Origin of the sequence: Xanthomonas sp. SHU 166 (assembly GCF_000364685.1) — a bacterium.
In the GTDB taxonomy this organism is placed as follows: domain Bacteria; phylum Pseudomonadota; class Gammaproteobacteria; order Xanthomonadales; family Xanthomonadaceae; genus Xanthomonas_A; species Xanthomonas_A sontii.
This window is the reverse complement of sequence record NZ_AQOJ01000055.1, coordinates 1-14,189: the sequence shown is the minus strand read 5'-3', so window position 1 is coordinate 14,189 and position 14,189 is coordinate 1. Positions and strand designations below refer to the sequence as shown.

The 14,189-nt window shown below is 68.4% G+C and carries 14 protein-coding genes; 6 read left to right on the top strand and 8 right to left on the bottom strand.

Annotated elements, in window-relative coordinates:
* Positions 1-54 precede the first annotated feature (54 nt).
* Both D180_RS02460 and D180_RS02455 read right to left on the bottom strand, forming a co-directional pair.
* Complete coding sequence (locus tag D180_RS02460; RefSeq protein WP_017911542.1) at positions 55-411, bottom strand: hypothetical protein; 357 nt, start codon at positions 409-411, stop codon at positions 55-57.
* A 185-nt stretch (positions 412-596) separates the two neighbouring features.
* Positions 597-1,472 carry a DMT family transporter gene (locus D180_RS02455; RefSeq protein ID WP_043090347.1) on the bottom strand — a complete coding sequence of 292 codons (876 nt, stop codon included), beginning with the start codon at positions 1,470-1,472 and terminating at the stop codon, positions 597-599.
* A gap of 292 nt (positions 1,473-1,764) precedes the next feature.
* Between D180_RS02455 and D180_RS02450 the strand changes: the two genes are divergently transcribed.
* The 3 genes from D180_RS02450 (at position 1,765) to D180_RS02435 (ending at position 4,765) form a co-directional block, all read left to right on the top strand.
* Positions 1,765-2,463 carry a hypothetical protein gene (locus D180_RS02450; protein WP_232760272.1) on the top strand — a complete coding sequence of 233 codons (699 nt, stop codon included), beginning with the start codon at positions 1,765-1,767 and terminating at the stop codon, positions 2,461-2,463.
* Positions 2,464-2,483: 20 nt separating this feature from the next.
* Positions 2,484-3,680 (top strand): peptidoglycan-binding protein, encoded by a 1,197-nt coding sequence (locus D180_RS22470; RefSeq protein WP_017911539.1) that lies wholly within the window; start codon positions 2,484-2,486, stop codon positions 3,678-3,680.
* A 218-nt stretch (positions 3,681-3,898) separates the two neighbouring features.
* A complete protein-coding gene (locus D180_RS02435) occupies positions 3,899-4,765 on the top strand; it encodes an SAM-dependent methyltransferase (protein ID WP_232760270.1) in 867 nt (288 codons plus the stop codon).
* A gap of 24 nt (positions 4,766-4,789) precedes the next feature.
* Here D180_RS02435 and D180_RS02430 read toward each other — a convergent pair whose 3' ends face one another.
* Positions 4,790-5,683, bottom strand: coding sequence for a LysR family transcriptional regulator (locus D180_RS02430; protein WP_017911537.1), 894 nt, complete (start codon positions 5,681-5,683; stop codon positions 4,790-4,792).
* An 84-nt stretch (positions 5,684-5,767) separates the two neighbouring features.
* Here D180_RS02430 and D180_RS02425 point away from each other — a divergent pair, with 84 nt between their 5' ends.
* Both D180_RS02425 and D180_RS02420 read left to right on the top strand, forming a co-directional pair.
* Complete coding sequence (locus tag D180_RS02425) at positions 5,768-6,601, top strand: NAD(P)H-dependent oxidoreductase (RefSeq protein ID WP_017911536.1); 834 nt, start codon at positions 5,768-5,770, stop codon at positions 6,599-6,601.
* A gap of 63 nt (positions 6,602-6,664) precedes the next feature.
* Positions 6,665-7,756 carry a DUF1615 domain-containing protein gene (locus tag D180_RS02420; RefSeq protein WP_017911535.1) on the top strand — a complete coding sequence of 364 codons (1,092 nt, stop codon included), beginning with the start codon at positions 6,665-6,667 and terminating at the stop codon, positions 7,754-7,756.
* A gap of 27 nt (positions 7,757-7,783) precedes the next feature.
* Here D180_RS02420 and D180_RS02415 read toward each other — a convergent pair whose 3' ends face one another.
* From D180_RS02415 to D180_RS02405, 3 genes are all read right to left on the bottom strand, one after another.
* Positions 7,784-8,083, bottom strand: coding sequence for a hypothetical protein (locus D180_RS02415; protein WP_017909588.1), 300 nt, complete (start codon positions 8,081-8,083; stop codon positions 7,784-7,786).
* Between the two features lie 155 nt (positions 8,084-8,238).
* Positions 8,239-8,559, bottom strand: coding sequence for a DUF3817 domain-containing protein (locus D180_RS02410; protein WP_017911534.1), 321 nt, complete (start codon positions 8,557-8,559; stop codon positions 8,239-8,241).
* Between the two features lie 219 nt (positions 8,560-8,778).
* On the bottom strand, positions 8,779-10,866 hold the full coding sequence (locus D180_RS02405) for a beta-galactosidase (RefSeq protein WP_017911533.1): 2,088 nt from the start codon (positions 10,864-10,866) through the stop codon (positions 8,779-8,781).
* A gap of 312 nt (positions 10,867-11,178) precedes the next feature.
* Between D180_RS02405 and D180_RS02400 the strand changes: the two genes are divergently transcribed.
* Entirely contained in the window at positions 11,179-12,396 is a 1,218-nt protein-coding gene (locus D180_RS02400; RefSeq protein ID WP_017911531.1) for a glycoside hydrolase family 30 beta sandwich domain-containing protein, read from the top strand.
* Between the two features lie 131 nt (positions 12,397-12,527).
* Here the strand turns inward: D180_RS02400 and D180_RS02395 are convergent, their stop codons facing one another.
* Positions 12,528-13,352, bottom strand: coding sequence for an alpha/beta hydrolase (locus D180_RS02395; protein WP_043090343.1), 825 nt, complete (start codon positions 13,350-13,352; stop codon positions 12,528-12,530).
* Positions 13,353-13,915: 563 nt separating this feature from the next.
* Positions 13,916-14,189: DUF2076 family protein (locus tag D180_RS02390; protein WP_017911528.1), on the bottom strand; the 274-nt coding region annotated here is incomplete at its 5' end.

Here is a 14,189-nt window from a genome sequence, read left to right as displayed (position 1 = left end):
CGCGGCGGCACGGACGGCGCCGCATGCCGTCCGCGCCGCCGCGGGTGCCGTCGCTCAGGCCAGCGCGCCGCCCTGCCCGATCGCGACGAAGCTGAAATCGCGGTCGGACTGGTTGCCGCCGCCGTCGCCGGTCTTCAGCAGCACCTGGCCCGCATCCAGGCGGATGATCACCGCGTTGTCGCAGGTGCTGCCGTCGCCCGAATAGATCTGGGTGACCGAGACGCCATCCAGCGCCTGGAACGGCGGCTGGAAGCTCACCAGGTAGTGGCCGGTGCTCACATGCGCCACCGTGTACCCCGCGCCGTTGCGGACCGCACCATCCGCGCCGACCACGCCTGCCACCACCCGCACACCCGCCGCGCCCGCATGGGCGGCAGCGTCGAGCAACTGCCCCATCGCATTGTTCGTCATGCCGTTCTCCGATCTTGATAAGGAAAGTCCGATGGCGCGGCGACCGCTGCGCTCCCTCGCGGCCACGCGCCGCTGCCCTGCCTCGTCCGTGAGCCGGCAGCATCGCCGCGCTGCGTGCGCGGCCGTATCGGCGATTTCCTGATCGGCGCCGGTGCGGCGACCGAGATCGGCTCAGGCGGCCGCGCTCACACCAGCTTGGTGCGCCGCCACCACCGCGTGACCTTCTCCTCGCGCACCAGGGTGAACAGCCCGGCGCCCAGGATCAGCGCGATGCCCACCGCCATCGGCCAGTCCAGGTGATCTTGGAACAGCCAGTAGCCGAAGCCGATCGCCCACAGCATCTGGCTGTACTGGGTCGGCGCCACCGCGCTGATCGGCGCCGACCGCGAGGCGTACATCATGAAGATCGCGGCCAGGCCGGCGAGCAGGCCGTAGCCGGCCAGCAGGATCCATTGCTGCCAGGTCGGCCAGACGAAGGTCGGCAGCATCAGCAGGCCGCCCATCAGCAGCGGGCCGAGCACGCCGGCGCCGTACAGGGTCAGGCGCTTCTCGCCGGGCCCGGCCATGCGCAGGCTGATCACCGACACCGCGCCGACCAGCCCGCAGACGATCGCCGCGACATGGCCCTGGCCCAGGTGCCGGAACCCCGGCCGCAGCACCACCAGCACCCCGATGAAGCCGACGATCACCGCCAGCCAGCGCCGCCAGCGCACCTCCTCCTTGAGCAGCAGCACCGACAGCACGGTGACGAAGATCGGCATCAGGAAGATCAGCGCGAACGCCTCGGCCATCGGCAACAGGGTGAAGGCGGTGACCGCGGACAGATTGCCGGCTGCGCCGGTGAACGCGCGCAGTAGCCAGATGCTCGGCCGTTGCGCCACCACCACCTCGCGCCAGCGATCGCCCGGCTTCTTCAGGAACGGCAGCGCGGCGAGCATCAGCAGCGCCCCGAAGAACACCACCTCGTAGGCCGGCAGCGACCCCTCCAGCCCCTTCACGAAGGCGTCGCTGATCGAATAGGCGGCGTAACAGGCGAAACCGAGCAGCACACCCTTGAGCATCATGAGCCTCTTGCGATCGAACGACGGCCCATACCGGGCACACGGGAACTGGCGCCCATTATGCGGGGGGAACGGAAGCAGCGACCGCGCGAACCGTCCAAGACACAACAAATTCTTAAGCAATGCGTTGCTATAAGCCTCAGCGCAACCAAGGGTGCGCCCGCGGTTGCATCCAGGGAGCGGGAGTTGCCTCCGTGTCAGGACGACGCGAACCCAAGACCGCCTCGTCGGCCTCCCTGCTGCCTTGAACCCGATCGCAACGCGTCCGTTGCATGCAGCCAGAGACCGCCCGATGCCATCACTGCCACGTTGTCTGCCTTTCCTCCTTGCGGCAAGCCTGGTCGGCTGCCAACCGTCCGCGCAAACCACGCCGGCCGACCACGCCGCCAACGGCGGCACGGACTCGCCCTCCCCTGCTGCAGCGACAACCAAGGCGCCCGCTTCGCCGGCGGCGTCGCTTTCAGGGGAGGCATCCCTGCAACCCTTGCTCAAGCCGGGAGACCAGATCCTCGCCTTCAAACAGCACGACCTGACCGGCAACGGCGGGACCGATGCCGTCGCCATCGTCCGCCACGCCAATGCCGATGCATCAGGCAATACCTGCGAGCTGCTGGTCCTGCAACAGGCGAATGCGGCATGGAACGTGGCCGACCGTAGCCCGCAAGCGGTCGACTGCCTCTACAACGATGTGGCGCGCAACGCGAAACGCCTGGACGACAACCTGAGCCTGAAGCCGCAGGAAATCGTCTACGTCAACCAGCAGACGCGCAGCAATGTCACCTACACGTTGAAGTACGACCCGGCCAAGAAAGCCTGGTATCTGGCGGAAGCGAGCAGCACGGCACCTGCAGAGAATCCGCAGAGCGGCGCGATGGACGTCTTCCGCGGAACCGCCAGCTATCCGGCGGACTTCGCATGGACGCCGATCTCGCAGATCGATCCAGAAAAACTGCAGGACGCCATGGACAAGCACCGCGCCGTCGTCCAGTAATTGATTCCAAGGAGAGAACCATGCCCCGTTTCAACGAAAGCTCGGCACTGCTGCTCAAGACTGCGGTCGATTCCGGCATCACCTCGCCGACGGAACTGGCCAACCTGATGGGAAACGCCGCCGTCGAGACCGGCCACTTTCGGCGCATGCACGAGAACCTGGGCTATACCTCGGCCGACAGCGTGATCGCCGCGGTCTCCTCGGCCGATGACCGCTTCACCCGCAAGCAGGTGGAGGACGCCGTCGCCAGCCGCGATCCGCAGCGCATTGCCACCGTGATGTACGAAAACCGCGCCGATCTCGGCAATACCGAACCCGGCGACGGCTGGCGGTTTCATGGCCGCGGCTATCTGCAGTACACCGGCCGCGACAACTACGAGCGCTACGGCCAGCGCTTCAATGTCGATCTCGCCAACAACCCGGACCTGGCGGCCGAACCGCAGACGGCGGCCAATCTCGCGGTGGCGTATTGGCGGGATCGCGTGCCGGAGAACCTGCGCGACAACGCCCGTGCAGCGGGCCGCATCATCAATGGTGGCGACAACGGTGCCAACGAACGCGTGCAGGCCGCGAACCAATGGGCCCAGACCATCACGCCCGAACTGGTCGCCGACATCCAGAGCGGCAAGGTCTCGCTGCAGCAGTTGGCCAGCATGGGTGGGGATGAGCGCAACCAGCAAACCCGGGCACTGCAGGAACAGTTGGCTGAGCTGGGCTACCATGGCGCCGACGGCAAGCCGTTGAAGCCGGATGGCGACTTCGGACGCAATACGCGCCATGCCCTGAAAGAATTTCAGCGCGCGCATGGCCTGGATGACGATGCCGTCGTCGGACGCGACACACGGACGGCCCTGGCCGAGGCCAAGCGTTCGCCGCTGGTCTCCGAAGCCACACACGCCGACCATCCGTTCTTCAACGCGTTGCGCGAACGCATGCCCGGCGCCACCGACGCGCAAGTCGCGCACACCTTGCAAGCGGCCAAGGCCGAGGGCATCCAGGGCCCGCAGCAACTGCAGGCGGTCACGGTGCAGGACAAGGTTGCGTTCGTCGCCGGCAACACACCAGGATTTCGTACGCGTGTCGATCTGGACCAGGCGCCGACGCTGCAGGAAAGCACCCGCCAGGTGGATGCGCAAAATCAACAGCGCGATCAAGCATTGCAGCAGCCAGCCCCGCAGCAGGAACCTGCGCAGGCACGCGGTGGCATGGCGCATTGAGCGAAGCTGCCGCGTTGCTCGCGCAGCGCGCGGCACGTCGGTCCCGGTGGGATGTGCACCGGAGAGCAAAGCGCTTCTGCCGGAGTAGCGCTTTGGTCCGGCGCCGCAATGCTGCCGATGCGTTTCGCATTTAGCGACGGCAACTGCGGCGCTTGCCCGTCGCAGTCATCCCCTCTCGGCGCCGCGTCGGTTACGATGCGCTCCCGCATCCGAGCCCCATGCCGCGCCCTGCCGCCGGCAGATCCCCCGTGACCCGCTATTCCGGCCCTCTTCTCACCCGTCCGCTCGCCGTCGCGCTGCTCGCCGCGCGCGATGCCGGTGCCGCCACCTGGTCCGGGTCGCTCGACCTGGAGCGCAGCCACGGCCAGGCATTGCTCGGTGCCGACCGCTGGCAGTGGCAGGGACGCGAGTATCCGTACCCGGGCAAGCTCAAGGACCGCACGCTGTACTACTGGGACGGCGAGGACTTCGCCGCGGTGTCGCGCTTCGGCGGTGCGCTGATCAAGCTGGTGCCGACCGAGTGGGGCGCGCCGACCTTCGAGATCGATGGCATCAAGATGTTGCCCAGCGCGCAGCTGTCGCCGTTCGAGGACGCGCGGCGCAAGGTGGCGCTGGTGGAACCGCGCGGCAAGCAGGTGCTGGATACCTGCGGCGGCCTCGGCTATTTCGCCGCCTGCGCGCTGGAAGCCGGGGTGGCGCGTCTGCATTCGTTCGAGAAGAACGCCGACGTGCTGTGGCTGCGCACGCTCAATCCGTGGTCGCCGGATCCGGCCGCCAGCGAGGGCCGCCTGCAGCTGACCCATGGCGATGTCGGCGCCGCCATCGGCGGCATCGCCGACGCGTCGATGGATGCGATCCTGCACGACCCGCCACGTTTCGGCATCGCCGGCGAACTCTACGCGCAAACCTTCTACGACCAACTCGCGCGGGTGCTGCGCCGCGGCGGCCGGCTGTTCCACTACACCGGCAGCCCGAACAAGCTCACCAGCGGGCGCGACGTGCCGCGCGAGGTGGCCAAACGCCTGGAGAAGGCCGGCTTCGCCGCGCAACTGGCGCTGGACGGAGTGCTGGCCACGCGCCGCTGAGGCGGCAGCGCGTTCAACGCGATATCAGATCGACGCGAGAATGTGCTCGCGCAACCAGCGATGCGCCGGATCGCGGTGCACGCGCTCGTGCCAGAGCATGGCCATTTCGTAGCCGGGCAGCTCCAGCGGTGGCGCGCACACCCGCAGGCCGGGCTGATCGCGCACCAGGCGCTCGGGCAGCATCGCCACCAGGTCGCTGCGCTGTAGCGCGGCAACGACGAACTGGAAGTGCGGCACCGACAGCACCACCCGGCGCTGCAGGCCGCGCATCCGCAACGCCGCATCGGTAGCGCCGCTGAAACCGCCACCATCGGGCGAGACGATGACATGCTCGAGCGCGCAGAACTGCGCCAGGCTCGGTCGACGTCGCAACCGCGGATGGCCGGCCCGACCGACCAGCACGTAGTGTTCGGCGAACAGCGTGCGCCGGCGCAGGCCGGGCGGCGCGTCGGCGACGGTGTGCAGGGCCAGGTCGATCTGGCCCTGTTCGGCCTGCTGCGCGATCGTCGGCGGCGCCAACTGCAGCACCGCCAACGTTGTCCCCGGCGCCACCCGGCGCAAGGCGGCGATCGCCGGCAGCAGCACGGTGGAGGCGCCGTAGTCGCTGGCCGCCACCCGCCACAGCGTCTGCGCGCGCGCCGGATCGAACGGCGCGTCCGGTGCCACCGCCTGCTGCAGTGACTGCAAGGCCTCGCGCAACGGGACGCGCAGCGCGTCGGCGCGTGCGGTGGGGCGCATGCCGCGCGGCCCCGGCAGCAGCAACGGATCGCCCAGCGCTTCGCGCAACTTGGCCAGGTGCACGCTGACCGAGGGCTGCGACAGATGCAGGCGCGCCGCGGCGCGGGTCACGTTGTGCGTGTCGAGCAACGTGTCCAGGGTCAGCAGCAGATTGAGGTCCAGGCGGCGCAGATCAACCATGGCAATAGCGACTATCAAGGCAATTCATTTCCACTATAGCGAAGCGCGGCCTAGCGTGGAGGCCTTCCCTCACCGAGAACCCGCATGAACGTGCTGCTGGTCTATGCACATCCCGAACCCGCCTCGCTCAATGGCGCCCTCAAACAGGTGGCGGTGCAACGCCTGCAGGACGCCGGCCATCACGTCCAGGTCTCGGATCTGTACGCCATGGACTGGAAGTCCACGGTCGACGCGCAGGACAGCCTGGACGGCGCCGCGGACGCGCGCTTCGATCCCTCGCGCGACTCGCAGCGCGCCTTCGCCAGCGGCCGTCAGTGCGCGGACATCGCCACCGAGCAGGACAAGCTGCGCTGGGCCGATGCGCTGCTGCTGCAGTTCCCGCTGTGGTGGTTCTCGATGCCGGCCATCCTCAAGGGCTGGGTGGACCGGGTGTATGCCTGCGGCTTCGCCTACGGGGTCGGCGAACACTCCGACACGCACTGGGGCGATCGCTATGGCGAAGGCACGCTGGCCGGCAAGCGCGCGATGCTGATCGTCACCGCCGGCGGCTGGGAATCGCACTACGCACCGCGTGGCATCAACGGGCCGATCGACGACCTGCTGTTCCCGATCCAGCACGGCATCCTGCATTACCCCGGATTCGAAGTGCTGCCGCCGTTCGTGGTCTACCGCAGCGGACGCATGGATGCGGCGCGGTTCACGCAGACCAGCGCGGCGCTGGGCGAACGGCTGGACACGCTGTTCAGCACCACGCCGATCGCGTTCCGCAAGCAGAACGCAGGCGACTACGCGATCCCGGCACTGACCCTGCGAGATGAGTTCGCACCCGGCCGCAGCGGCTTCGGCATCCATGTGCTCGACGCGGACAAGCGAGCGGCGGCGACCTCCGACCGCACAGCGTCGGCACCAGCGACGTAGGCGCGGTGCCGACAGCGCACCTGTAGGATGCAGCGACGCTATCCCGTTGGAGCCGCCGCGCCGATGTCCACCGCCGTCTTCGTCCGCCTGCTCGCCGTGTGCAGCGCCGCCCTGCTCGGCGCCTGCGCCACGCAGGCGCCACGCCTGCCCGAGCGCACGCCCAGCGAGGTCAAGGCCGACATCGCCCGGCGCATCCCGGCCACGGTGCCCGATCGCCGCGGCTGGGCCGACGACGTCTACGTGGCCCTGGCCTCGCAGAGGCTGGGCACCAATGCCGAGAACATCTGTGCGGTCCTGGCGGTGATCGAACAGGAATCGACCTACCAGACCAATCCACCGGTGCCGGGGCTGGGCAAGATCGCCCGGGCGGAACTGCAGCGGCGCGCGGCGGCGGTGCATGTGCCGGCGTTCGCGCTGGATGCAGCGCTGCAATTACGCGGGCCGGATGGACGCAGCTATGCCGAGCGCCTGGCCGCCGCGCGCACCGAACAGGATCTCAGCAGCATCTTCGAGGACATCGCCGGCAGTGTGCCGCTGGGCCAGCGCCTGTTCGGCGACCTCAATCCGGTGCACACCGCCGGGCCGATGCAGGTGAGCATCGCCTTCGCGCAGGCGCATACCGACGGCTATCCGTATCCGCTGAGCGACGGCGTGCGCCACGCGGTGTTCACTCGCCGAGGCGGCATCTGGTTCGGCACCCGCCACCTGCTCGGCTACCCGAACGCGGCGGCGATGCTGTACCGCTTCGCCGACTTCAATGCGGGCTGGTACGCCAGCCGCAATGCCGCGTTCCAGGCTGCGCTGGCGCGTGCCAGCGGCATCTCGCTCGCCCTCGATGGCGATCTGCTGACGCCCGGCGCAGACCTCGACGCCCCCGGCGCCACCGAGCGCGCCGCGCGCAGCCTGAGCACGCAACTGGGCATGGACACGCGCACCATCCGCCGCGAACTGCAGCGCGGCAACGAGGCGGATTTCGGCGACAGCGCGCTGTATCGCCAGATCTTCGCGCTGGCCGACCGCGATGCCGGCAAGCCGCTGCCGCGCGCGGTGCTGCCGGGAATCGCCCTGGAAAGTCCGAAGATCACCCGCAAGCTCACCACCGCCTGGTTCGCGCAGCGCGTGGCCGAGCGTTGGCAGCGTTGCCTGGCCAAGTGATGGCCGCGGCGATCCGCCGACCCAACGCTACTTCGGCTTGCGTAACGCCATCAGCGCCCAGCCCGTGGCGATAGCCAGCGCTAGCAACACGAGGCAGACCACGCTGTCCCACGCGATCGAGAACCAGTAGTGGCCTGGATCGGTCGCCAGCTGATAGATCCGTTTCGGCCCGGCTCTCGGTACGCCGATGTACACGCCGCTCTGCAGCGCTTTCGCCAGCAGGTACAGCTTCATCGCGGCGACCGCCACCATGACCGCCGCCATCAACATCAACACCGGCCGTTCCAGACGCGCGACCAGCCGTTGCAGGCGCGTGGGTGTCGGCATTGGCGGGGGCGGTCGTCGTTTGCGTTTGCCCATGGCCTCCTCGCCTGCATTGGGGACGGCATTCTAGAGCGCTGCCGGAGAATGCAGTCACAACGCACTACCCATGCAGCGCAGTGCACAGGGCAAGATGTCTCGCCTGCGCCGCAGCGCCTGCACTATTCCACGGCACGCTGCCCTGGTGCGCCGAGCAGGCCGATCCGGCGGAACCACAGTTCCAGCGGCACCGTGACCAGCGGCGGCAGCGCCGCCAGCAGGCTCAGCGCCCACGCCCACCAGGGCCAACGCAACCGCAGCGCGGCGAGCAGGCTGGCGACCACGTACAGCAGGAATGCAGCCCCATGCAGACGCCCGAACAGCCACACGCCCAGCTCGGTGGTCTGGGTGCCGTACTTGAGCAGCATGCCGAGCAACAGGCCGGCCCAGGTCAGGCCTTCGAACACGGCGGCAGCGGCGAACAGCCGGCCCACCGGCGACAACGGACGGGAAGAAGACAAGGACACACGCAACTCCAGTGAGGAAACGAGGCCGCGACGCGATGGCGGCGGCGACGCCCGCTGGCACCTGCATTGTAGAGCGTGTCCTTGCGCGTGGCGCACGGACGCGACGCGGCCACGGCAAGCGCGGCACAGGTGAGCCCACCGCACCGATCCGTCATCGCAGGGCCAGCGGTGCGCCGCAGCGCACCGCCGCAGTCGTCAGCGACGCTGTTCCAGCACCGCCACGTCGTCGGGCGCCAGCTGCACCGTGTCGTTGCTCGGCGCCGGACCCAGCAGCGCGCGCATCGACGCCGGCAGCCGCACGGTGTGCGCGGTGGCGCCGTGGTTGATCAGCACCACGATGCGGCGCGTGCCGTCGCTGCGCACGCCCACTTCCACGTCCTCCGGCACGTCGGCCAGCGGCGCCTGCACCCCGGCGTCGCGCAACCAGTCGCCGGTGAGGCGATCCAGCGTGGCGTCGTCGAACCAGCCGCCGACATAGCTGATGCGGCCCTTGCCGACGCGCCGGGTCAGCAGTGCCGGCGCGCCATCCAGCCAGCCGTTGGCAGCGCCGTAGCGCAGCGGCGCGGTGGTGTCCGCGTCAGTGGCCTGCAACTGTTCGGCCCAGATTTTGGCGCTGCCGTCGGTGCCCGCGCCGACCAGCGGGATCGGCTTGTCCAGCGCATAGAACTGCTCCACGCGGCCGCCGAGCAAGATCGCCAGCGGTCCGGGCTGGCGCTGCGGATGCAGGCCGTTGTCGACGTTCTTCATGCCGCTGCGCGGGCCCAGCACCAGGTGCCCGCCCTGTTCGACATAGGCCTTCAGCCGCTGCGCCTGTTCCTCGGTCAGCACGTTCAGCGCCGGCGCCACCACCAGCTTGTAGCGCTCCAGCGGCGCCATCGCCGAGACCACGTCGACCACCTGCGCCTGCTGCCGCAGCGGCCGGTAGAAGCTCTTCATCTGCACGACCGGATCGAAGTCGGCCGCGTGCTTCTGGAAGCCGATCGCCCAGCGGCTGTCGAAGTCGTTGATCAGCGCCACCTGCGCCTGCGGCGTGGTGCCGGCCAGCGCCGGACCGGCCTTGGCGAACTCCGCACCGACCTGCTGGATCTCCGCATACACCGGCACCGGCGTGCCATCGGCACCGACCAGGGTGCCATGGTATTCCTCCTGCCCGTTGGGCGCGGCGCGCCACTGCCAGTACGAGACCGCATCGGCGCCATGCGCCACCGCCTGCCACGCCATCGCGCGTACCTGGCCCTTGCGCAGCGCCACGTTGGTCGCGCGCCAGTTGACGAAGCCCGGCTGGGTTTCCATCACCCAGTAGTTGCGCTGCTTGTAGCCGCGGGTCAGATCGTGGCGGGCGGCGTTGTCGACCCAGTCGTAGCGCTCGCCGGCGACGTAGTCGTCCCAGGCGGCGATGTCGAGCACGCTGTGCACGGTGTAGGCGTCAAAGCCGGCGAACCAGCCCATGGTGTTGGTGGTGATGAACTGGCGCGGATCGGCATGCGGTCGGATCGCGTCGATCTGGTTGCGCGAGTAGTCGGCCCAGGTGTCGCTGACGAAGCGCTTCCACTCCAGCAGCAGCGCCGGATTCTCCTCGTCCTCGCGCACCGGGATCTGCGCGAAGTCATTGTACGTCTGGCTCCAGTACGCCGTGGCCCAGCGCTGGTTCAGCGCGTCGATGCTGCCGTACTTGCGCTGCAGCCAGGCGTGGAACTGCGCCTTGGCCTCGGGATCGAACGAGGACTGCGCGTACTCGTTGTCCAGTTGCCAGCCGACCACGTGCGGGTTGTGCCCGTAGCGCTGCGCCATCTGCTCGGCGATGGCACGCGCGAAGCGCCGGTAGCGGGTGCTGGCGAAGGAGAACTGCTGGCGGTTGCCGTGCTCGTCGCGCACGCCGTCCTGGCTGACCCGCAAGGTGTCCGGATAGACCTGGGTCAACCAGGCCGGCGGCGCCGCGGTCGGCGTGCCCAGCACCACCACCATGCCGTGGCGCGCGGCCGCGGCGATGGCGCGGTCCATCCAGTCGAAGTCGTACTGCCCTTCGCGCGGCTCCATCCGGCTCCAGGCGAACTCGCCGATCCGCACCACGCGCACGTGCGCCGCCTGCATCAGCGCCAGATCGCGCTCCCATTGCGCCTCCGGCCACTGCTCCGGATACCAGGCCACGCCCAGCAACAGCGGCGCAACGTCGCGATAACGGGTGGCCTGCGCCTGCGCCAGCATCGGCAGGCAGAGCAGGATCGACAGCATCGCAGCGAACAGGGCAACGCCGCAGCGTTGCGGAATACGGAACAGTGGCATGCGCAACACCTTCGCAAGAGGAAACGCTGGCACGCCCCCTGCGCTGTGCCAGCGCCTGCATTGTGCGCAGTTTTACCATGCGCGCACTTGTGCATCTTGCGGCGTTTGCGCGCGCAACTGCGCACAATCCGCAGGCGTCTCCTCGCTGCGCAGCAACGCAGGCACCCACACTGCATCGCACCATGCGGACTGAGGACACGGTTGCGCTCGCCTTGCGCCTCCGGTCTCACTTGCCCGCTTTGGACGATCGCGACATTGAAATGGTCATCTGCGCTGGCTAGCGTCACGCCTCCCCCAACCGCTGGACACGCCATGAAGACCCCCCGTTTGCTCGGCACCTTGCTCGCCGCGGCCGCCACGCTGTTCTCAGCCGGCACCGCCCTGGCGCAGACCGTCACCGTGACCCCGAGCGAGGTCCACCAGACCATCCAGGGCTTCGGCGGCATGAACGGCGCCGGCTGGATCGCCGACCTCACCCCGGCCCAGGTCGACCTGGCCTTCGGCAGCGACACGGGGCAGATCGGCCTGTCGATCATGCGCATGCGCATCGATCCGTCCAGCTCCGGCTGGAGCCAGCAGGTGCCCTCGGCGGTGCGTGCCCGCGCGCACGGCGCGGTGCTGCTGGCCACGCCGTGGTCGGCGCCGGCCTACATGAAGTCCAACAACAACCTCAACAACGGCGGCAAGCTGTTGTCGCAGTATTACGACGCGTACGCCAAGCACCTGCTGGATTTCACCGCCTACATGGACGGCAAGGGCGCACCGATCTACGCCCTGTCGCTGCAGAACGAGCCGGACTGGCATCCGGATTACGAGTCGGGCGACTGGAACGGCACCGACTTCCTCAACTTCATCAGCGCGCAGGGCGCGAAGTTCGGCAAGTTCAAGCTGCTCGCCGCCGAGTCGCTGGGCTTCAACACCGCGCTGACCGACCCGGTGCTCAACAGCAGCGCCGCCCAGTACCTGTCGATCATCGGCGGCCACTTGTATGGCGTGCAGCCCAAGGACTATCCGCTGGCGCGCAGCAAGGGCAAGCAACTGTGGATGACCGAACACTACACCGACAACACCGACGGCAACGCCTGGCCGTCCGCGCTCGGCGTGGGCAGCGAACTGCACAACAGCATGCTGGCCAACTACAGCGGCTACATCTGGTGGTACATCCGCCGCAGCTACGGGCTGATTGCCGAGAACGGCACGGTGAGCAAGCGCGGCTACGTGATGTCGCAATACGCACGCTTCGTGCGTCCGGGGTCCGTGCGCATCGGCGCCACCGCCGCGCCGTATAACGACGTCGCCGTCAGTGCCTACAAGACCCCGAGCGGCAAGCTGGTTCTGGTGGCGGTCAACACCGGCACCCAGCATCGGCAGATCACCGTGCGCGTGCCCGCCGGCAGCGCCACCGCGTTCACCAAGTACAGCACCTCCTCCAGCCTCAACGTCGGCTACGGCGGCAAGTACAGCGTCGCTTCGGGCCAGACCGTGGTCTACGTCGACCCGCAGAGCGTGGCGACGCTGGTCGGCGAGTGATCGTCGCGATGGTTTGAATTTGTTGGATCGACCCGCGGCAGCCCGGCGCTGCCGCGGGCGTTTTCGGAAGTACTGTCCGCGTCGTCGCGGTGCCACGCCGTGAGCGTCGGCACCGAGACACGCGCCAGCGATCAGCCCAGCTTGGCCAGGAACCCCAGCAGCGCCTGATTGAACTCCTCGGCATGACTGGTGTTGCAGCCATGCGGCGCATCCCTCAGCAACACCACGTCGCTGCCGGCGATGGCGCGATGGGTGCGCTGGCCCGAGCCTTCGTACGGCACCGTGGCGTCGGCATCGCCGTGCAGCACCAGGGTCGGCACGTCGACCTTCTTGAGGTCCTCGCGGAAATCGGTGGTGCCGAACGCCTCCATGCAGCCCAGCGCCGCGGTCTGGTCGCTCTGCAGGCACAGCGCGATCGCCTCCTGGCGCTGCGCCTCGCTCACCTTCAAAGTGCCGTGGGCGCTGAAGAAGCCGCGGGTGAAGTCATCGAAGAAGGTCTCGCGCGAGGCCTTCAGCCCCTGCTCCATCTCCTGCGCCTGCTCCTTGCTCAGCGGCCCTTCCGGGTTGTCGTCGGTCTTGAGCATGTACGGCGGCACCGCGGAGGCGAACACTACCGCTGCCAGCTTCTCGGTGCCATGCCGCGCCACGTAGCGCGCCGCCTCACCACCGCCCATCGAGAAGCCGACCAGCACCGCCTCGCGCAACTGCTTGTCTTCGATGATGCCGGCCAGATCGTCGGCCAGGGTGTCGTACTCGTAGCCGTCGGCCGGCTTCTCGGAACGGCCGAAGCCGCGTCGGTCGTAGGCGATGACCCGGTAGCCCGCCTGCTGCAGCGGCCCGACCTGGTCCTTCCACGCCTCGGCCGACAGCGGCCAGCCATGGATCAGGATCACCGGACGACCGGCACCGCCGGTATCTTCGACATGCAGACGGACACGTGTGCTGGTGGCAGCCATGGACAGGACCTCGTGGTGGGGAGTCGCGGCAGCTTCCACTGCCGCATGTCCGGCCCGCGTGAGTGCCGTGTGTCCGAGCGTTTAACGCGGCGCGAGGGCGCTCAACCGATCCGCGGCAGGGCGCGGGTCAACTGCGCCAGCGCATCCCGCGCGATGCTGTGAAATGCCGCAGACATGTGCGCGTCCTCGATGACGCGCTCCCAGAACGCGGCCATACCGGCCATTGTGTGGCATCTACGGCGCGAACAGTCACCAGTCAATGCGCCAGGCCGCATCCACCCCGGAACACGACACAGAGCCGCACCAACGCATATGTCGGGCATCGCGCCTGCCTGCAGTCGAATAGATGCATGAATAGATAATCGAATGGCGCAGGGCAAGGCCTCGCCTGTTTTTTCTGGGTCTTTTTGCATCCATGCGCCAATCCAGAGCGCCATCCGTGAATAGATTGACGAATAGATACTCGCGCCGACCGATCGCTTCGATGCCTCCAAGCGACCGGTCGCGAGCGCCGGCTGACGCTCGCTCGATCAATCAGCGCGGTAACGCAAGTGCGCCGGACATCACGTCCAGTTGTCGTTGCCGAAGTCGCCGTCGTCCTGGAAGTCCTGGCCCATGTCCTGCTGCGGCGTGTCGTCGTAGTAGTTGTTGGTGATGTTCTCGACTACCGTCTCCTGCGGCGCGCCGCCGCCGAACAGGCCGCCGCCGTGGTGGCCGCCCAGCAGGCTTTCCACGCCCTCGAACAGGAACATGCCGCCGGCCACGCCGGCCGCCGTGGTGGCCGCGGTGCTGAGGAAGCTGGGGCCACGCGCGGCGGCCGGTGCCGGCGTCGGCTCC

Bases quoted from the DNA above. Each gene is read 5' to 3' on its own strand.
- D180_RS02460 (WP_017911542.1), bottom strand. From the start codon at position 411: ATGACGAACAATGCGATGGGGCAGTTGCTCGACGCTGCCGCCCATGCG.
- D180_RS02455 (WP_043090347.1), bottom strand. From the start codon at position 1,472: ATGCTCAAGGGTGTGCTGCTCGGTTTCGCCTGTTACGCCGCCTATTCG.
- D180_RS02450 (WP_232760272.1), top strand. From the start codon at position 1,765: ATGCCATCACTGCCACGTTGTCTGCCTTTCCTCCTTGCGGCAAGCCTG.
- D180_RS22470 (WP_017911539.1), top strand. From the start codon at position 2,484: ATGCCCCGTTTCAACGAAAGCTCGGCACTGCTGCTCAAGACTGCGGTC.
- D180_RS02435 (WP_232760270.1), top strand. From the start codon at position 3,899: ATGCCGCGCCCTGCCGCCGGCAGATCCCCCGTGACCCGCTATTCCGGC.
- D180_RS02430 (WP_017911537.1), bottom strand. From the start codon at position 5,683: ATGGTTGATCTGCGCCGCCTGGACCTCAATCTGCTGCTGACCCTGGAC.
- D180_RS02425 (WP_017911536.1), top strand. From the start codon at position 5,768: ATGAACGTGCTGCTGGTCTATGCACATCCCGAACCCGCCTCGCTCAAT.
- D180_RS02420 (WP_017911535.1), top strand. From the start codon at position 6,665: ATGTCCACCGCCGTCTTCGTCCGCCTGCTCGCCGTGTGCAGCGCCGCC.
- D180_RS02415 (WP_017909588.1), bottom strand. From the start codon at position 8,083: ATGCCGACACCCACGCGCCTGCAACGGCTGGTCGCGCGTCTGGAACGG.
- D180_RS02405 (WP_017911533.1), bottom strand. From the start codon at position 10,866: ATGCCACTGTTCCGTATTCCGCAACGCTGCGGCGTTGCCCTGTTCGCT.
- D180_RS02400 (WP_017911531.1), top strand. From the start codon at position 11,179: ATGAAGACCCCCCGTTTGCTCGGCACCTTGCTCGCCGCGGCCGCCACG.
- D180_RS02395 (WP_043090343.1), bottom strand. From the start codon at position 13,352: ATGGCTGCCACCAGCACACGTGTCCGTCTGCATGTCGAAGATACCGGC.